The organism is Streptomyces sp. CA-106110 (genome assembly GCF_050936285.1).
Taxonomy (GTDB): domain Bacteria; phylum Actinomycetota; class Actinomycetes; order Streptomycetales; family Streptomycetaceae; genus Streptomyces.
Genome location: NZ_JBNJNB010000001.1, coordinates 5,553,340 through 5,570,497, shown reverse-complemented (window position 1 = coordinate 5,570,497; position 17,158 = coordinate 5,553,340). Strand labels below are relative to the sequence as shown.

Annotated in this window: 16 protein-coding genes; 7 read left to right on the top strand and 9 right to left on the bottom strand. The window is 69.3% G+C overall.

Features of this window, described 5'->3' with window-relative positions; translation table 11 throughout:
- The first annotated feature begins 77 nt into the window (after positions 1 to 77).
- Positions 78 to 416 carry a histone-like nucleoid-structuring protein Lsr2 gene (locus tag ACQEXA_RS25620; RefSeq protein WP_359394812.1) on the top strand — a complete coding sequence of 113 codons (339 nt, stop codon included), beginning with the start codon at positions 78 to 80 and terminating at the stop codon, positions 414 to 416.
- Here the strand turns inward: ACQEXA_RS25620 and ACQEXA_RS25615 are convergent.
- Positions 395 to 1,069: an SCO3374 family protein gene (locus ACQEXA_RS25615; protein ID WP_433131121.1), complete on the bottom strand. Its 675-nt coding sequence runs from the start codon at positions 1,067 to 1,069 to the stop codon at positions 395 to 397. The two genes, ACQEXA_RS25620 and ACQEXA_RS25615, sit on opposite strands and share 22 nt — an antisense overlap.
- A 430-nt stretch (positions 1,070 to 1,499) precedes the next feature.
- Here ACQEXA_RS25615 and ACQEXA_RS25610 point away from each other — a divergent pair, with 430 nt between their 5' ends.
- Both ACQEXA_RS25610 and ACQEXA_RS25605 read left to right on the top strand, forming a co-directional pair.
- On the top strand, positions 1,500 to 4,025 hold the full coding sequence (locus tag ACQEXA_RS25610; protein ID WP_432930988.1) for an ATP-dependent Clp protease ATP-binding subunit: 2,526 nt from the start codon (positions 1,500 to 1,502) through the stop codon (positions 4,023 to 4,025).
- A gap of 407 nt (positions 4,026 to 4,432) precedes the next feature.
- The gene (locus ACQEXA_RS25605) at positions 4,433 to 5,098 is read left to right on the top strand and encodes a M23 family metallopeptidase (protein WP_433131119.1); all 666 of its coding nucleotides are present in this window, start codon (positions 4,433 to 4,435) and stop codon (positions 5,096 to 5,098) included.
- 7 nt (positions 5,099 to 5,105) lie between these two features.
- Here the strand turns inward: ACQEXA_RS25605 and ACQEXA_RS25600 are convergent, their stop codons facing one another.
- On the bottom strand, positions 5,106 to 5,705 hold the full coding sequence (locus ACQEXA_RS25600) for a TetR/AcrR family transcriptional regulator (protein ID WP_433131117.1): 600 nt from the start codon (positions 5,703 to 5,705) through the stop codon (positions 5,106 to 5,108).
- A 167-nt stretch (positions 5,706 to 5,872) separates the two neighbouring features.
- On the opposite strand from ACQEXA_RS25600, the gene ACQEXA_RS25595 reads away from it, so the two are divergent.
- From ACQEXA_RS25595 to ACQEXA_RS25585, 3 genes are all read left to right on the top strand, one after another.
- The gene (locus ACQEXA_RS25595; protein WP_432930994.1) at positions 5,873 to 7,456 is read left to right on the top strand and encodes an MDR family MFS transporter; all 1,584 of its coding nucleotides are present in this window, start codon (positions 5,873 to 5,875) and stop codon (positions 7,454 to 7,456) included.
- A 116-nt stretch (positions 7,457 to 7,572) separates the two neighbouring features.
- The gene (locus ACQEXA_RS25590) at positions 7,573 to 7,995 is read left to right on the top strand and encodes a helix-turn-helix transcriptional regulator (RefSeq protein WP_359394895.1); all 423 of its coding nucleotides are present in this window, start codon (positions 7,573 to 7,575) and stop codon (positions 7,993 to 7,995) included.
- A 58-nt stretch (positions 7,996 to 8,053) separates the two neighbouring features.
- Positions 8,054 to 8,503 (top strand): VOC family protein, encoded by a 450-nt coding sequence (locus ACQEXA_RS25585; RefSeq protein WP_359394822.1) that lies wholly within the window; start codon positions 8,054 to 8,056, stop codon positions 8,501 to 8,503.
- A gap of 279 nt (positions 8,504 to 8,782) precedes the next feature.
- On the opposite strand, the gene cseC is transcribed toward ACQEXA_RS25585, so the two are convergent.
- The 6 genes from cseC to ACQEXA_RS25555 form a co-directional block, all read right to left on the bottom strand.
- Complete coding sequence (cseC, locus tag ACQEXA_RS25580) at positions 8,783 to 10,123, bottom strand: two-component system sensor histidine kinase CseC (protein ID WP_432930996.1); 1,341 nt, start codon at positions 10,121 to 10,123, stop codon at positions 8,783 to 8,785.
- 8 nt (positions 10,124 to 10,131) lie between these two features.
- On the bottom strand, positions 10,132 to 10,836 hold the full coding sequence (gene cseB, locus ACQEXA_RS25575) for a two-component system response regulator CseB (protein WP_432930998.1): 705 nt from the start codon (positions 10,834 to 10,836) through the stop codon (positions 10,132 to 10,134).
- A 9-nt stretch (positions 10,837 to 10,845) separates the two neighbouring features.
- Positions 10,846 to 11,505 (bottom strand): hypothetical protein, encoded by a 660-nt coding sequence (locus tag ACQEXA_RS25570; RefSeq protein WP_432931000.1) that lies wholly within the window; start codon positions 11,503 to 11,505, stop codon positions 10,846 to 10,848.
- On the bottom strand, positions 11,493 to 12,032 hold the full coding sequence (locus ACQEXA_RS25565; protein ID WP_432931002.1) for a SigE family RNA polymerase sigma factor: 540 nt from the start codon (positions 12,030 to 12,032) through the stop codon (positions 11,493 to 11,495). The genes ACQEXA_RS25570 and ACQEXA_RS25565 overlap by 13 nt, the downstream gene beginning before the upstream one ends.
- A gap of 392 nt (positions 12,033 to 12,424) precedes the next feature.
- Positions 12,425 to 13,375, bottom strand: coding sequence for an A/G-specific adenine glycosylase (locus ACQEXA_RS25560; RefSeq protein ID WP_432931004.1), 951 nt, complete (start codon positions 13,373 to 13,375; stop codon positions 12,425 to 12,427).
- 661 nt (positions 13,376 to 14,036) lie between these two features.
- A complete protein-coding gene (locus tag ACQEXA_RS25555; RefSeq protein WP_433131115.1) occupies positions 14,037 to 15,668 on the bottom strand; it encodes an IS200/IS605 family accessory protein TnpB-related protein in 1,632 nt (543 codons plus the stop codon).
- 262 nt (positions 15,669 to 15,930) lie between these two features.
- On the opposite strand from ACQEXA_RS25555, the gene ACQEXA_RS25550 reads away from it, so the two are divergent.
- Complete coding sequence (locus ACQEXA_RS25550; RefSeq protein ID WP_432931006.1) at positions 15,931 to 16,737, top strand: hypothetical protein; 807 nt, start codon at positions 15,931 to 15,933, stop codon at positions 16,735 to 16,737.
- Between the two features lie 5 nt (positions 16,738 to 16,742).
- On the opposite strand, the gene ACQEXA_RS25545 is transcribed toward ACQEXA_RS25550, so the two are convergent.
- Entirely contained in the window at positions 16,743 to 17,102 is a 360-nt protein-coding gene (locus ACQEXA_RS25545; RefSeq protein ID WP_432931008.1) for a DUF6204 family protein, read from the bottom strand.
- Positions 17,103 to 17,158: the final 56 nt, after the last annotated feature.

The window sequence follows — 17,158 nt, the reverse complement described above, 5'->3', positions numbered from 1 at the left end:
CATATAACAGGGGACGCGAAACGGGCGGCACAGGCCGCAGACCCTCGGCCCTGAAGATATCGATGAAAGGAAATCCGGTGGCACAGAAGGTTCAGGTCCTTCTTGTCGACGACCTCGACGGTGGCGAGGCGGACGAGACCGTCACGTTCGCGGTGGACGGCAAGACGTACGAGATCGACCTCACGACCGCCAATGCGGACAAGCTCCGTGGCCTTCTCGACCCCTATGTGAAGGGTGGTCGTCGTACCGGTGGCCGTGCGTCGGGCGGACGCGGCAAGACCCGTGCCGCGGCTTCCGGCGGCAGCCAGGACACCGCGCAGATCCGTGCCTGGGCGAAGGAGAACGGTTACGAGGTCAACGACCGCGGCCGTGTGCCGGCGTCCATCCGCGAGGCCTACGAGAAGGCGAACGGCTGAGCGCTCGCGCTCCTCAGCCGGACCCGGTGGCACTGCGTTGCCATCGTGTCGACCAGACGTACCAGATCGGGGGCGCCCCCACCGCCCCGCACGGCCGACAGCGCCGGCAACAGCAGTTCGACGTCGCATCCCGGCTCGGGGGGCCGCAGCCAGACGGCGGCCCCCTGTGAATCGTTCCGGTCCAGGGGAAGCGGCCGGGATTCCGGGATGCCGTCCGGATCCGACGGCACCTTCGCCAGGGGGCGTCCCGGCGGCAGCGGAGCCTCGATGTGCCCGCCCTCCCCGGTCGCCATGAGATCCAGGGCCACAGCGCCCCACTCCAGCCAGTCGAGCAGCCCAGGCACCTCCTCCGCGCTGCCCGCGGCCACCAGCAGCCGCATCCGCCGTCCGCACAGTGCCACCGGCGACGAGGGCCCCAGATGCCGCAGTGCGGCGAAACCGGCCTCCGCGGGGACTTCCAGGACATCGAAGCGCACCCCCGTCACCAGCCGCACCGGCTCTCCGGGCAGGGTCTCCCAGCCCAGTTCCCGCTCGTACCAGTGACGCACCGCACCGCTCGCGCCGGGCGCCGTCCCGGGCGGCGGCATGGCGACGGGCGGGGGTGGCGCTGAACGCCCCGACGAGAGGTGGCGGTCGGGCGACGGGCGGGCCATGTCAGGAGCAACAGCGGAAGTCCGTTCGGGGTTACTCTATGTGCCGAGCTCGTTGCACACAGTGCCGAAAATGGGGACGTCAAGGGGTGTTCGGCGGCGCAAGGATGTTCGCCCGTAGCGGAGGGAACCGGTGTGCACGGCATGGAGTGTCAATGCGTGCGGGTAAGACATCCCTAGTGGGAGGGGGCGTCGCGGAGGAAAGGCGGTCTCACGTTCGCCAACGGCGTACTGGCGAGTGGGGTATCTGCCTGGCCTGCGGGAACATCGTCTCGCACCATCGAGTTGGAGCAGATGTCGGCGTTCGGGGTCAGGAGGCCAAGAACGGTGTCGGCAGTTGGAATGAGCGGTCCCCGCTTGCGGGACTAAGCTGCGGAAGGACAGCGAGGGGAGAGTCCCCTCACTGCCTGACCGCTCTGAGGAGCGATTAACGATGTTCGAGAGGTTCACCGACCGCGCGCGGCGGGTTGTCGTCCTGGCTCAGGAAGAAGCCCGGATGCTCAACCACAACTACATCGGCACCGAGCACATCCTCCTGGGCCTGATCCACGAGGGTGAGGGTGTCGCCGCTAAGGCCCTGGAGAGCCTCGGGATTTCGCTCGAGGCGGTCCGCCAGCAGGTGGAGGAAATCATCGGCCAGGGCCAGCAGGCGCCCTCAGGCCACATTCCCTTCACTCCCCGTGCCAAGAAGGTCCTAGAGCTGTCGCTCCGCGAGGCCCTCCAGCTCGGCCACAACTACATCGGCACGGAGCACATCCTGCTCGGCCTGATCCGTGAGGGCGAGGGCGTCGCCGCCCAGGTCCTGGTCAAGCTGGGCGCAGACCTCAACCGTGTCCGCCAGCAGGTCATCCAGCTGCTGTCGGGCTACCAGGGCAAGGAGACCGCCACCGCCGGCGGCCCGGCCGAGGGCACCCCCTCGACCTCCCTCGTCCTGGACCAGTTCGGCCGGAACCTCACCCAGGCCGCTCGTGAGTCCAAGCTCGACCCGGTCATCGGGCGCGAGAAGGAGATCGAGCGGGTCATGCAGGTGCTGTCCCGCCGGACCAAGAACAACCCGGTCCTCATCGGCGAGCCCGGCGTCGGCAAGACGGCGGTCGTCGAGGGCCTGGCCCAGGCCATCGTCAAGGGCGAGGTGCCCGAGACCCTCAAGGACAAGCACCTCTACACCCTCGACCTGGGCGCGCTGGTCGCCGGCTCCCGCTACCGCGGTGACTTCGAGGAGCGCCTGAAGAAGGTGCTCAAGGAGATCCGCACCCGCGGCGACATCATCCTGTTCATCGACGAGCTGCACACGCTGGTCGGTGCGGGTGCCGCCGAGGGCGCCATCGACGCGGCTTCCATCCTGAAGCCGATGCTGGCCCGCGGTGAGCTGCAGACCATCGGTGCGACCACGCTGGACGAGTACCGCAAGCACCTGGAGAAGGACGCGGCCCTCGAGCGCCGCTTCCAGCCCATCCAGGTCGCGGAGCCGTCCCTGCCGCACACCATCGAGATCCTCAAGGGTCTGCGCGACCGTTACGAGGCGCACCACCGCGTCTCCATCACGGACGAGGCCCTGGTCCAGGCGGCCACCCTCGCCGACCGCTACATCTCGGACCGCTTCCTGCCGGACAAGGCGATCGACCTCATCGACGAGGCCGGTTCCCGGATGCGCATCCGCCGGATGACCGCTCCGCCGGACCTGCGCGAGTTCGACGAGAAGATCGCGGCCGTCCGCCGGGACAAGGAGTCCGCGATCGACTCCCAGGACTTCGAGAAGGCGGCGTCTCTCCGTGACAAGGAGAAGCAGCTGCTCGCCGCGAAGGCCAAGCGGGAGAAGGAGTGGAAGGCCGGCGACATGGACGTCGTCGCCGAGGTCGACGGCGAGCTGATCGCCGAGGTGTTGGCCACCGCCACGGGCATCCCGGTCTTCAAGCTCACCGAGGAGGAGTCCAGCCGACTGCTCCGCATGGAGGACGAGCTCCACAAGCGGGTCATCGGCCAGGTGGACGCCGTCAAGGCGCTCTCGAAGGCGATCCGCCGTACGCGTGCGGGTCTGAAGGACCCGAAGCGTCCGGGTGGTTCGTTCATCTTCGCGGGCCCGTCCGGTGTCGGTAAGACCGAGCTGTCCAAGGCGCTCGCCGAGTTCCTCTTCGGTGACGAGGACGCGCTGATCTCCCTCGACATGTCGGAGTTCAGCGAGAAGCACACGGTCTCGCGTCTCTTCGGTTCGCCCCCCGGCTACGTGGGCTACGAGGAGGGCGGCCAGCTGACGGAGAAGGTGCGGCGCAAGCCGTTCTCGGTGGTTCTCTTCGACGAGGTCGAGAAGGCCCACCCGGACATCTTCAACTCGCTGCTGCAGATCCTGGAGGACGGTCGTCTGACCGACTCCCAGGGCCGGGTCGTGGACTTCAAGAACACGGTCATCATCATGACGACCAACCTCGGCACCCGGGACATCTCCAAGGGCTTCAACCTGGGCTTCGCCGCCGCGGGCGACACGAAGAGCAACTACGAGCGCATGAAGAACAAGGTGTCGGACGAGCTGAAGCAGCACTTCCGGCCCGAGTTCCTCAACCGCGTCGACGACGTGGTCGTCTTCCCGCAGCTGACCCAGACCGACATCCTGGCGATCGTCGACCTGATGATCGGCAAGGTCGACGAGCGGCTCAAGGACCGGGACATGGGCCTCGAGCTCGCCCAGTCCGCCAAGGAGCTGCTGGCGAAGAAGGGCTACGACCCCGTGCTGGGCGCCCGGCCACTGCGCCGCACGATCCAGCGCGAGATCGAGGACACGCTGTCCGAGAAGATCCTCTTCGGAGAGCTGCGTCCGGGCCACATCGTGGTCGTCGACACGGAGGGCGAGGGCGACGCCAAGACCTTCACCTACCGCGGTGAGGAGAAGTCGGCACTGCCGGACGTCCCGCCGATCGAGCAGGCGGCCGGTGGCGCCGGACCCAACCTGAGCAAGGAGGCGTAAACCCTCCGAGGGTTTCGCCGAAGGGGCTGCCCCGGGACTTCGGTCCCGGGGCAGCCCCTTTTTCCATTCCTTCGTTTCCCCATGGATCTCCCGGTCCTCAGTGACCGATCCATGACGGAAGGCAGGCCCGGCAAACGGCGGCGGTGACATGCCGCACACGCGAACCGGGTGGTACTAGGCGCACTAGTCGAGCATCCCGGCGAATAAAAGGGACATTTCCTTCTCCGAACCGAGGTGAGGGCCCGAAGCGCACCTTGTCAGATGTTTGCCCGATATCGATGTCTGGTGTCAAGTGTTCTGAATCATCCGCACTGATTACGAACTATCACCGTAGATCGTGAATTTTGGCGTCAGTCGACCCAGCGGTTACCAAGAGATGGTCAAGTCCCCGACCTCCGAGGTTCCGCATGTCGAAGCGCACCCTGTCTCTTCTGACCCGTACGTTCCGATTCCGCACCCGCGTCGCCGCTCTGGCCGCCGGTGTGGGCGCCTCGGCCGTGCTGGGAGTCGGGGTCGCGGCCGCCACCGGTGCCACCGAGGACAAGGCCCCCACCGAGGCCGTCGCCGCGAAGGTTCCTGTCCAGGCGAAGGCGCCCGCCAAGCCCGCCGAGGCGAAGCCGAAGGCTCCCGCGCGCAAGGCGCCGGCGAAGCCGCCCTCCTGGGTGGGCCCGGTCGGCCACTACACGCTCTCCGCGAGCTTCAACCAGTCCGGCGGCATGTGGAACTCCACCCACAGCGGTCAGGACTTCGCGGTCCCGAGCGGGACGGACGTCGTCGCCGCGCACGGCGGCACGGTCGTCAAGGCCGGCGGCTACGGCGCGGGCGACGGACCCGCGTACGGCAAGGCCGTCGTCGTCAAGCATGCGAACGGCATGTACTCCCAGTACGCCCACCTCTCCCGGGTCGACGTCAGGGTCGGCCAGGCGGTCGGCACCGGGCAGCACATCGCGCTCTCCGGCAACACCGGGAACTCCAGCGGGCCGCATCTGCACTTCGAGATCCGTACGAGCCCCGACTACGGGTCCGCCGTCGACCCCGTCGCCTTCCTGCGGTCCCAGGGCGTGTCGCTCTGAGCCGCCGCTACTGGGCCTGCGTGCCCGAATGAGCCTGCGTGACGAGGTCTATGGCCACCTCGAGGACCGCCTTGCGCTTGTCCTCGGGATCGCCCTCGACCTCCTGGAGGACGAACATCCCCGCGTGCATCGTGAAGAGCGCGCTGATGCAGCGGACCTGGTCGGTCAGTGACGCGTCCGGGTCCCTGATGATGTCGCGCATCTGCAGCATGCGGTCCTTGAACTGGTTGCCGATGCTCAGTTCCCGGATGGCGGCCTGGTTCTCCTGCATGAAGCGGAAGAGCGGGGCCGCGCCGGCCAGCGCCTCGCTGTAGCGGCGCAGCACCTCCTCCTTGGTCCGCAGGCTGTGCGGCTGCGCCTTGGCCCACTCGATCAGCTCGTCCATCGGCCGGGAGAGGTCCTCGAAGATGCTGACCAGGATCTCTTCCTTGGTCTTGAAGTGGTAGTAGAGCGCAGCCTTGGTGACGTCCAGCTGCTCGGCGATCTCCCGCAGCGAGGTCTTCTCGTAGCCCTGCTCGGCAAAGAGTTCGAGCGCCACGTCCTGGATGCGCTGGCGCGTGTCCCCGCGCCGCTGCCGCTTGGTGCCCTCCATGGTGGTGCCGCCCATCGCCGTACTCCTCGCACTTCCGATACCGACTTGCCTGCCCGACCGGCAGGCGCGCCGAAACTTACTTGACGCCCGGCTAGTTACGGGACTACCTTCCCTTAGTGTAGTCAACTAGCCGGTCGGCAAGTAAGTGCCCGAGCGGCACGCGGTACCAGGGGAGTGGGAGCATGGCGGACAACGCGGCACCGGCGGAAACCGGGAAACAACCACGGAGCGTGCGGGTCGTCCTGCTCGCTCTCATGGTCACCATGATGCTCGCCATGCTCGACAACATGATCGTGGGCACCGCGATGCCGACGATCGTGGGCGAGCTCGGTGGGCTTCAGCACCTGTCGTGGGTGGTGACCGCGTACACGCTCGCGACCGCCGCCTCCACCCCCCTGTGGGGCAAGCTCGGCGACATGTACGGGCGCAAGGGCTCCTTCATGTCCTCGATCGTGATCTTCCTGATCGGATCGGCGCTCAGCGGCATGGCGCAAGACATGGGCCAGCTCATCGGCTTCCGTGCCATCCAGGGCCTCGGCGCCGGTGGCCTGATGGTCGGCGTCATGGCCATCATCGGCGATCTCATCCCGCCGCGAGAGCGCGGCAAGTACCAGGGCATGATGGCCGGCGTCATGGCGCTCGCGATGATCGGCGGCCCGCTGATCGGCGGCACCATCACCGACCACTGGGGCTGGCGCTGGGCGTTCTACATCAACCTGCCGCTCGGCGTCGTCTCCCTGGCCGCCATCAGTGTCGTACTGCACCTGCCCAGGAAGCGCTCCAAGACGCGGATCGACTACCTCGGCGCCCTGCTGCTGACCGTCGGCATCACCTCGATCGTGCTGGTCACCACCTGGGGCGGCACCGAGTACGCGTGGACCTCCGCGCGGATCATGGAGCTGATCGGGATCGGCGTCGCGGCGCTCATCGGATTCGTGTTCTGGCAGACCAAGGCCGCCGCGCCGGTCGTGCCGCTGCACATCTTCCGCAGCCGCAACTTCTCGCTGATGTCGGTGATCGGCTTCATCACCGGTTTCGTGATGTTCGGTGCGGTGCTGTTCCTGCCGCTGTACCAGCAGTCGGTGCAGGGCGCGTCCGCCACCAACTCCGGTCTGCTGCTCCTGCCGATGCTGGGCGCGATGCTCGTCGTGTCGATGATCGCCGGACGGGTGACCACCAACAGCGGGCGCTACAAGATCTTCCCGGTGGCCGGCAGCGCGCTGATGATCACGGGTCTGTTCCTGCTCTCCCAGATGGACACCGGGACGAGCCGGTTCACCTCGGGCGTCTACATGGCCGTCCTGGGCGCCGGCATGGGCTGCCTGATGCAGATCACCATGCTGGTGGCGCAGAACAGCGTCGAGATGCGGGACATGGGTGTGGCCTCGTCGACCACCACCCTTGCCCGGACCCTCGGCTCCTCCTTCGGTGTCGCGATCATGGGCGCCCTCTTCAACAACCGGGTGCAGCACGTGATGGCCGAGCGGGCCGGCGCCCTCGGGTCGAAGATCACCGAGCAGTCCGCGCAGCTGGACGCCAAGAGCCTGGAGAAGCTGCCGGCGGCGGCCCGTGAGGCCTACCAGTACGCGGTGTCGACGGGTACGCACTCCGCGTTCCTGCTGGGTTCGGTGGTGGCCGTGGTGGCGCTGCTGGCCGCGGTGTTCGTGAAGGAGGTCCCGCTGCGCGGTGCGGGGCCGAACAAGCAGGCCGAGACCACGGCAGGGGACGCCGTGGACGCGCAGCCGACGGTTGCAGAGGCCGTCTGACCAGCGCGATTCTCGGCTCCTGAAGGCCCCCGGTGTCGTCCGCCCCGGGGGCCTTCCCCTGTGCGCGTCGAGGCGCGTTGTCAGGGCTCCGTGGCAGCATCGAAACCGTGGACAAGATGCGGCAGCTGCGGCTCGCCAAGGACGCGATGGACCGGGACTGGGCCGACCCGGACCTCGATCTCGACGCCGTCGCCGCACATGCCGGGTACTCGCGCTACCACTTCATACGGGCCTTCAAGGCGGCCTACGGCGAGACACCCGGCCAGTACCTGACCCACCGGCGGATCGAGCGGGCCGAGGACCTCCTGCGCACCGCGAACCTCACCGTGACCGAGATCTGCCACCTCGTGGGATTCAGCAGCGTCGGCACGTTCTCCGCCCGGTTCAAGGCCTGGACCGGCCTGACCCCCAGCGAATACCGGACCAAGCACGTCGGTCGCGGGGCCGCGCTCATCCCCGGGTGCTACGCGATGCTCTGGGCCGGTGGCTTCCGCCCCGGGTCCGCCGCGCAGGACCGCAATTCCGGAGAAGCGCCCTGAGACCCGTGCTGCCTACCGTGGCAGCGCAAGCAACCCCCGCGCATCCGGGAGAACGACCATGATCAAAGGCCTTGCCATCACGACCGTCTGGGTCCTCGACCAGGACCGGGCCAAGGAGTTCTACACACAGAAGCTCGGCCTCGAGGTCCGTACGGACATGACCATGGGGGAGGGCGGAATGCGCTGGCTCACCGTCGGTGCCCCCGACCAGCCCGATGTCGAGCTGACGCTCATGGTGCCGGGGCCGCCCGCGATGGATCCCGAGTCCGCCGAGATGATGAAGAAGCTCGTGGCCAAGGGCGCCCTGGGCGCCGGTGTGCTGGCCACCGACGACATCCACGGGGACTACAAGAAGCTCAAGGACCGCGGGGTGGAGTTCCTCCAGGAGCCCCAGGAGCGCCCGTACGGCACCGAGGCGCTCTTCCGGGACGACTCCGGGAACTGGTTCTCCTTCACCCAGCGCCGGGAGGACGGCGGCCTGGACCTCGACAAGGAGTGGGCCTCCTAGGCTCACCAGTTGGATTAGCGAGCCGTAGTGAACCTGTGGCAGAGTGCTACGCGCACGCCCGGCGCCCAGGCGACGTCGGGCACCCTCCTCGGTCGGGTCTTGCGGCCCGGTCGACCAGCGTCCGGAGGGACGTGCCACGCGGGCTGGCGGCTTCTGTCGTTCAGTACCAGGGCACGAAGGCGATTGGGCTCCCAAGGCTGAGCAACGCTCAGGCTCGCTAAGCCAATCAGAGACGCTCTGCGATCCCTCCGGCGGCGGGTCCGCGCGGGTTCGCGCGGCTCAGCCGCCGGAGAGCGGCAGGATCGGGAAGCTCCCGGTGTTCGTCGGTGCGTGCTCGGGCAGCCACAGCACGGCGACCGCACCTTCGGCTGGTACCTCCTCCGGTGCCCCGCCGGGGCGGATGTTGCGGAACGTCAGGCGCGCGCCCAGCACGCGCGCCTGGCCCGCCGCGATCGTCAGTCCCAGGCCGTGGCCGACGCCCGAGCGGTCGGAGCGGCCCGTGCGGAACCGCTGCGGGCCGTCCGACAGCAGCTCCTCCGGGAAGCCGGGACCGTGGTCCCGGACCCGGATCACCCGGCCCTCGACCGACACCTCGATCGGCGGTTTGCCGTGCCGCGCGGCGTTCGCCAGCAGGTTGAACAGCACGCGTTCCAGCCGGCGCGGGTCGGTGGTGACCTCCGACTCGTGGATCACCCGGACCTTGGTGTCGGGATCCCTCGCGGCCACCCGCCGGCTGACGAACTCACCGAGCATGATGTCCTGCAGTTCGGCGCGCTCGGACGCGCCGTCCAGGCGGGCGACCTCCAGGACGTCCTCCACCAGCGTCCGCATGGCCTTGGCGCGGTCCAGCACGAGTTCGGTGGGGCGGCCGGGCGGAAGGAGCTCCGCCGCGGTGAGCAGGCCCGTGACGGGGGTGCGCAGCTCGTGGGCGATGTCCGCGGTCACCCGGCGCTCCGCCTCCAGACGCTGTTGCAGCGCGTCCGCCATCGCGTCCACCGCGCGTGCCAGATCGTCGGTCTCGTCGCGCACGACCCCGCCGATCGCCTCCCGTACCCGGACGTGGGCGTCGCCGGCCGCGACCCGGTTCGCCGCGGCCGCCGCCTTGCGCAGCCGCCCCGAGAGCTGGCCGCCGATGAGGACCCCGAGCGCCGACCCGCCCAGCACGACCGCGATCGAACCGATGAGCAGCGCCTGGTCGAGGTCCTTCATCACCTCGGCGCCGCGGTCCGTGAACCGGGTGTGCAGGGACAGCACCCGGCCGTTCTTGAGCGGCAGGGCGGCCCAGATGTCCGGCACGCCGTGCGCGCCCTCCGACACATAGGTGGCCCGCCGGCCCTCCGCGACCTTGTCCAGCAGGTCCTGCGGGATGGTCGGGTCGTCGACCTTGACCCCGAAGGCCAGGGTGCGCCCCGACTCGTACATGCGCTGGGCCACCTGGATCCGCTCGTCCGCGAGGTCGCGCGAGTTGTTGAGCATCGAGACGCTCGCCGCGTTGTGCACGACGAGGCTCAGCGCGATCGCGACCATCGCGCCGACCAGGGCGATGGCCGCGCTGAGCTTCCAGCGCAGGCCCGTGCGTATGGCGTCGTCCGGGATCAAGCGTCGAAGGAACCGGCGCATACTCCCGCTCAGGCCTTCAACTTGTAGCCGAAGCCGCGGACCGTCTCGATCCGGTCCTGGCCGATCTTGGTGCGCAGTCGCTGCACATGGACGTCGACGACCCGGGTGTCCCCGCCCCAGCCGTAGTCCCACACGCGTTCCAGCAGCTTGTCGCGCGACAGCACGCTGCCGGGCGCCGAGGAGAACTCCAGCAGCAGCCGCATCTCGGTCGGGGTGAGCGCCACCGTCTGACCCGAGCGCCGGACCTCCATACCGTCGGTGTCGATCTCCAGGTCGCCGAAGGCGAGCACACCGCCGTCCGCCGTCGAGGTGTCCTCGGCTGCCCGGTCGGCGCCGCTCGCGTGCCCGAAGCGGCGCAGCACCGCGCGGATGCGGGCGACCAGTACGGCACCGTCGAACGGCTTGGTCACGTAGTCGTCGGCGCCCGCCTCCAGGCCCAGTACGACGTCGATGGAGTCCGCTCGCGCGGACACCATGATCACCGGCACGGTCGACTCGTCACGGATACGGCGGCACAGACTGACCCCGTCCAGGCCGGGGACCATCACGTCCAGCAGGGCGATGTCGGGACGGCGGGCGCGGAACGCCTCGAGGCCCGACAGGCCGTCGGGCATGGCCGTGACCGCGAAGCCGTCCCGCTCCAGCGCGAGCTGGGTGGCCTCGCGGATGACATCGTCGTCCTCGACGAACAGGACGTGGGTCTGCTCTGCCATCCGGTGCTCTCAGTTTTTGGTCGGGGCGGCCGAGCCGCCGTTGCCCACCGCGTTGCTGTATTCGTTGTGCGTCCGGGACACCTCGGTGAAGTGGTTCGTCCGCCAGTTGTAGGTGATCACTTCCTCGATGGAGGGGTATGACACCGGGTCGCCCTTCTCGTACATCTGCTGGGTCACCACCAGGTCGCCGCGGTCTATCTCCGCGTAGACCGGGGGTTCCTCCGCCTTGAACACATTCTGGTACCTGTGGTTCTTCATCTGGTACACGTACGACCCCATGCCGACGGCGTCATGGCAGGTCATCACGTTGACCACGATGTCGCTGAACGTCCCGTGGGTCAGATTGCCGTAGGACACGTCGACCGGGTACTCGTCGGCCACGCAGGGCTTCAGATCCTCCTTGACCGCCCTCGCGACCCGGGGATCGTCCTTCACGAGTTGCACCACGTCCAGCCGTGTGGGCTCTGCGGTGGTCGGCGAGGCCGAGGGCTTCGCGGCGGGGCCCGGGACCACCGAGTCGCTGCGCGCCGGGCCCTCGTCCCGTGCTCCGGTGCCGCCGGTGGCGCAGGCGGAGAGGAGAAGCCCGAGGGCGGCGATCGCGGTCATCGCCGCGGTCGCCGCCTTGAGGGCTCCGATGGGCCTCAAGGCCCTCGTGCCTAGGCCGCGCAACGCTCCTGCTCCTCACGCTCCAGCGCACGTGCGTCCAGGTCGCGGGCCTCCAGCTCCTCCCGGAGCCGGGCGAGCGCCCGGTGCAGCGTGCTCTTGACCGTACCGGCCGACATGCCGAGGGCGGCGGCCGTCTCCTCCGTGGACATCTGTTCCCAGTGTCGCAGGACGACGACACTGCGCTGCTTCGGAGCGAGAACATTCAGCACGTCCATCAGCAGGGCGCGGTCCGCGTGCTGCTCGGTGGTGTCCTCGACGGGTGCCTCCGGAAGCTGTTCGGTGGGGACCTCCTCGAGCCTGCGGGCCCGCCACCACTCGGTGCGCGTGTTGATCATCACGCGGCGGAGGTAGGCGTCCGCCAGCCGCTTGTCCGCGATACCGTCCCAGCGGCCGTAGGTGCGCACCAGCGCCGTCTGCAGCAGGTCCTGGGCGTCGGTCGGGTCCGGCACCAGCCGGCGGGCGCTGCGCAGCAGCGCGTCCTGTCGGGTGCGGACATACTCCTCGAACTCGAGCACCTCGCCCTGCGCCATTCCAACCGCCTCCGTTCCCCGTTTCCGACCTCTCCTCGGGCTGCGTCCCGCAGCCGGGTGCCGGTTCTCCAAAGCCTGTGCAGGTCGTGTGCCGCGGTCTTCCGCGGTACGGACATGAAGCTACTGAGGAGTTGTCACGGGGTTGTCTGAGGCAGCCTGCGGAGAGCCCTCGGCTGTCCGTCGGTTGTGTAACGGATGTAGGAACGGGGTAACGGGGGAAGGGAGTTGGGGTGGATGTGAGGTGATTTGTCCGGTAGGTGGACGGAGAACTTCATGACGGACACCGCGATGGCTGTGACACGGCGAGCCGCGGGCTGTGCGACGGCTGAGCGCCGGATGTGTGCGCCGGCGTCCGGGCGCGGCCGGTGGCACGCGTCCGGACTCCGGCGGGGTCAGGAGAGCGGGAGGCGGTAGAGGCCGCCGGGCAGGGGTTCCACCAGGCCGTCGGAGACCAGGCCGTCCAAGGCTCGGGCGCGTTGCACCGGCTCTTCCCAGACCCGGTCGAGCACCGACTGGGGAACCGGGGTCATGGCCTCCCGCAGCACGGCCAGCAGCCGGCCACGCACCTGACGGTCCGTGCCCGCGTACGTCTGACCGCGCCGTGGCGGGCCCTCGTGCTCCGGCTTCCCGGCCGACTGCCAGGCGCACAGGGCGGCGATCGGGCAGCGGTGACAGGACTCGTTCTTCGCGGTGCAGATGAGCGCGCCCAGCTCCATGGAGGCGGCGGCCCAGCGCGACGCCGTGCGCTCGTCCGCGGGCAGCAGCTCACGGGCGAGCTTGCGCTCGGCGGCGGTGGTGGCGTTCGGCGGGTACTGCACACCGGTGACCGCACGGGCCAGGACCCGGCGCACATTGGTGTCCAGGACCGGGTGCCGCTGGCCGTACGCGAAGGAGGCCACGGCCGCGGCCGTGTACTCGCCGATACCGGGCAGCGCCAGCAGCTGGGCGTGCTCGGTGGGTACGTCGCCGCCGTGCCGCTCCGTTATGGCCACGGCGGCGCCGTGCAGACGCAGTGCGCGGCGCGGGTAGCCCAGGCGGCCCCAGGCGCGGACGGCCTCGCCGGGGGGCTCCTTGGCCAGGTCGGCCGGGCGCGGCCAGCGGGCGAGCCACTGCTCGTAGACGGGCAGGACGCGGTTGACCGGCGTCTGCTGCAGCATGAACTCACTGACCATCACGCCCCACGGACCGGCCTCCGGGCGCCGCCAGGGGAGATCGCGGGCGTGCTCGTCGAACCAGGCGATGACCAGGCCGTGCAATGCCGTGCCCGGGGCCTGCCCGGTGGGGGCGTCGGAGGTGCCGTCGCTCTGGACGGAGGTGCGAGTGGGGGTGGTGGGTGCAGTCATGACGCGTTCGATCCTGCCATGTGAGAGGGCACAGGGTGGGGGACCGGCTCGGGTCGGAGTGGTGTGTCGGTCCGGGCGGCATCCGGACGGGCGGTGCGCCGGAGCCCGGGCGGGCAGGGCGCGGACCACGGCGGACGGAGCGCCGGCGTCCGCCGTCCGGCCGTCTGCCGGGGAGCGTTCGGCGGTCGCCTGTCTGGAGGAGGGGAACGGGGGCGGGCGGACGGCCGCGGTCCTGTCCCATCCGGTCCGGCCGGATTCCGTCCCGCGTGAAGGCGGCTCGGTGGAGCGGACATCGCAGGATGTGCGCCGGCCGATGCGGCTGCCGAGCCCCCGCCTTGTCCGTGTCCGTGTCCGCGCCGCCGCGGCGCCGCGGACGGCTGGTGGGATCCCGGTATCCCAGCGCTCCGGCGCTTCGTTCGACGGCTGCCCGCCGAGCAGACCTCGACCGGTCGACGGATTCCCCTTGAGCAGGCTCCGACCGCTCGGCGCTCCGGAGCCCAGGGCGATGCCATGGTTCCCGCCGAGGGCTCCACCGGGCCGGTGCGCATGGGGGTTCGCCACCGGGCGGGTCCTGCTCGCGCCGCGGGCTCTCGTCGATGGGTCCACGCCATCTGTCGTACGAGCCGGGCGCACGGTGCTCGCCGCAGGTCCTCAACCGTTCCTAGTCAGTGAGCAGGAGTGAGTCTTGTACCCAATCCTGGTCAACTGGCGCATCCCGAACGGTGGTGGATGCACTGGTCTCCCGCGTTCGCGCCGCGTCCGGCGACACGGATCGTGTCCGTGGTCCGGGGATGCGGGGGCGGGATTCCTCACGCCCTGGGGTGCCGTGTGCGGCCTGGGCGGTCCGATGCCCCATACGATCGCTCTGGTCGTGTGGGGGCGGTGCCGTCCGTCGCCGGATGCGGTGCCCCAGGGCGCGCCTGCCGATCGCGATGCCCGCGGCATCGTGACGGCTGGTTTTCCTGGTCGTGTGGGTGAGGGGTTTTTGCCAGTGCTGGGCGCCCCACCTGCTGGTGTAGGCGGGGTCGACGGCGATGATGGTGATGCCGAGTTCGGCCGCCATGCTGACGAGCCGGGCCCGCAGCCTGGATACGGGCATGCCGGAGATCACCTGCCGAAACCGCTTCTGGCGCCCGTGCTTCTCCCGGGTCTTCTCCGCGCTGAAGTCGAGGTCTTCGACCGCGATCGACAGGCTGTGGCGTTTCGCCCAGTGCAGGAGCCGGATCAGCGCATGCCGTACCTGGGCGTCACGATGGTCCGCGGTGCCGGACAGGTCGTAGAAGAACCGGCGCGGTTCGCCGACCGGATTGCCGTGCTGATCGAGCCGCCAGGCGGCGAGGTGGTCGGCATTCGTATCGACACTGATTAGACCGCCTGCGCGGGCGTGGGACAGGGGGACGGTTGTGACCGGTGGGATGGTCCAGGACGCGGTGAGGTACCAGCGCCCGCGCTGCACGTCGTAGTGGATGCGGTAGGCCACGGCCCGGTTCGTGGTGATGCGGTCGGCCCATTCCTCGCTGCGGTGGTGGAAGACCGCGGTTGCGGCGAGGACGTACCGGCCGTGTGGGGCGTTCGCCAGGTGGGCGAGCGGGGCGGGGAGCTTGAGGGAGATTTCGCCGTCCGGGGTGACGCGGATCGTCTCGTTCCCGAACCGCTTGCCTGACTCGCCGTCCGCCTGGAGGAACCAGCGCTCCGCTTCCCACCGCCGGCGCCATGCGTGCTCGGTGAGCTGCGCCGCGTCGAGGTGGTGTCGGGTGTTGAGCAGGCGTTTGCCGCCTCGCACCACCCGCACCCGTCCCCTGTCGTGATCGGCCCGCTCCCGCTCCAGCCGGTCCTTCAGCAGACGCAGTCGCCGGGACTTTTGGAACCACTCCTGCCGGGTGCGGTATCCGCCCGGCGCCCGCTTCGAGCCCTTCTCACCCACCGGCAGCGACAACCGGCTGGTGATCGTCTTGATACCGGCCTCAAGGCTGTGGATGTGCGCGAGTTGGGCACGCCTGGACAGCGCCCACTGATCGTGGCTGGCCTTCGTGATCGAACCGGCCCACCGCGAGGACGACGTGTCGGTCAGGGCCCGCTTGCGCCCCGCCCATGTATCCGTGGAGTGCTCCAGGCCCTCGGCGCACCGGCGTTTGAGATCCTTCGAGGCCAGCGACCCCAGATGCGCGCCGACCAGACGTAACACCGTGTCATCGTCCGGCGTGAGGTCCTTGATGCGGGTGCGGATCGCCACGCCGGCCGGGCCGAGGGCCACGAAGGGGGCAGCGATCGTGCGCAGCGACTCACCTCGCATCGATGTGCCCCCTCCACAACGCTTGATCAGCAACAGGAAGAACGCTACCGGCCGACACTGACATTCAGTGCCCGCCAGCGTCGTGCGCGCGCTGCAACACCACGAACCAGTGCACACTCACGCACACTCCTGCACATCCGAAACCGAACAGCTCCCAACCCCTCGTGAACGGCACCCGATCTGTGATGATGATCCGGAAAAACCGGGCCCAGAGCGGCGGGTGGGGCAAGGCACGGCGCAGTTCTCTCGTACAGTTTGCGCCGTGGGATCTCTGCGCAATCCGGTCGGGCCGCTTCCCTCCTCCATCTACTGGCGACGGAGGGCCGTACTGCTGTCCATGGTCGCCCTGTTGGCGCTGCTGATCGCGTGGGTGGTGACCGCCACCGGCGGCGGTGGCGGGAAGAACGGCGCCGACGGCTCGAACGGCAAGCACCCCACCTCCTCGATCACTCCGGGTCCGTCGGGCACCGGGCCTGCGATCAGCCAACACCCGGGCGGGCGCGACGAGTCGAGCGGCGGCGGTTCGGGGTCTTCGCCCGGATCGTCGGGGTCCGGCGGGTCCGGTGACACGGGCAGCGGCTCAGGTGGCGCGGACGGCGGGGCCTCCGGCGGTGGCGACGGCGGGTCCTCCGGCGGTCAGCTGTCGGCCGGTGCTGGGTCCTCGCTGCCCAACTGCACGTCAGGCGCGGTGACGTTGACGCTGAAGTCCGTGCACAACTCGTACGCCCCCGGAGACACGCCTACGTTCGAGCTGACCGCCAAGAATTCGTCCGGTGGCGACTGCAAGGTCGATCTCGGGCCCAAGACCGCGGTGTTGACGATCACGCAGACGGGCAGCGACGACGACATCTGGTCCTCGTCCGACTGCCCGAGCGGCTCCGGAAGCCTGCTGTTCCGCGTGCCGGCCAACAGCGAGGCCACCTACACGGTGAAGTGGGACCGCAAGCAGAGCGCGCCCAACTGCGCGACTCCTCCGGCTGGTTCGGCGTCGGCGGGTACCTACCTGGTCGAGGTGCAGGCCCCCGGCTTCCCGAAGGTCCAGACGTCGTTCGTGCTGTCGCAGGACTGAGCCGGTCAGGAGGACGACTCCGCGATCGCCCGGCGCCGGCGCTTGCCGAGCGGCGCCTGGGAGAGGTCCTCGGCCTTGGAGCGGAGGTTCTTGTAGCCGTAGCCGTGGTCGTCGAGCCAGGCCTTCGCGGCCTCCTCGGCGCGTTCCGTGGCCTCCAGGATGTCCTCCTCGGCCTCACCGGAGTCCAGGAAGCGGAAGGTGAACGTGGTGCGGGCGGCGAGGTCGTAGCTGAGATGGCCCTCCGGGGTGAAGGCCGCGCGCAGCACGTCGTGCTCCGCGGCCCGGGCCAGTAGCTCGGCGCGCTGTCCGTCGTCGAGGCCGTCGAAGACGCCACGGACCGTGATGCGGAAGGTGCGGATGCTCATCCCTCGAACGTAGACGCGAGGAGAGGCATCCCTCTACGGGATTTTCCGCGCTCGGT

Coding starts and splice junctions, on each gene's coding strand:
- ACQEXA_RS25615 (WP_433131121.1), bottom strand. CDS start 1,069: ATGGCCCGCCCGTCGCCCGACCGCCACCTCTCGTCGGGGCGTTCAGCG.
- ACQEXA_RS25610 (WP_432930988.1), top strand. CDS start 1,500: ATGTTCGAGAGGTTCACCGACCGCGCGCGGCGGGTTGTCGTCCTGGCT.
- ACQEXA_RS25605 (WP_433131119.1), top strand. CDS start 4,433: ATGTCGAAGCGCACCCTGTCTCTTCTGACCCGTACGTTCCGATTCCGC.
- ACQEXA_RS25600 (WP_433131117.1), bottom strand. CDS start 5,705: ATGGGCGGCACCACCATGGAGGGCACCAAGCGGCAGCGGCGCGGGGAC.
- ACQEXA_RS25595 (WP_432930994.1), top strand. CDS start 5,873: ATGGCGGACAACGCGGCACCGGCGGAAACCGGGAAACAACCACGGAGC.
- ACQEXA_RS25590 (WP_359394895.1), top strand. CDS start 7,573: ATGCGGCAGCTGCGGCTCGCCAAGGACGCGATGGACCGGGACTGGGCC.
- ACQEXA_RS25585 (WP_359394822.1), top strand. CDS start 8,054: ATGATCAAAGGCCTTGCCATCACGACCGTCTGGGTCCTCGACCAGGAC.
- cseC (WP_432930996.1), bottom strand. CDS start 10,123: ATGCGCCGGTTCCTTCGACGCTTGATCCCGGACGACGCCATACGCACG.
- cseB (WP_432930998.1), bottom strand. CDS start 10,836: ATGGCAGAGCAGACCCACGTCCTGTTCGTCGAGGACGACGATGTCATC.
- ACQEXA_RS25565 (WP_432931002.1), bottom strand. CDS start 12,032: ATGGCGCAGGGCGAGGTGCTCGAGTTCGAGGAGTATGTCCGCACCCGA.
- ACQEXA_RS25560 (WP_432931004.1), bottom strand. CDS start 13,375: ATGACTGCACCCACCACCCCCACTCGCACCTCCGTCCAGAGCGACGGC.
- ACQEXA_RS25555 (WP_433131115.1), bottom strand. CDS start 15,668: ATGCGAGGTGAGTCGCTGCGCACGATCGCTGCCCCCTTCGTGGCCCTC.
- ACQEXA_RS25545 (WP_432931008.1), bottom strand. CDS start 17,102: ATGAGCATCCGCACCTTCCGCATCACGGTCCGTGGCGTCTTCGACGGC.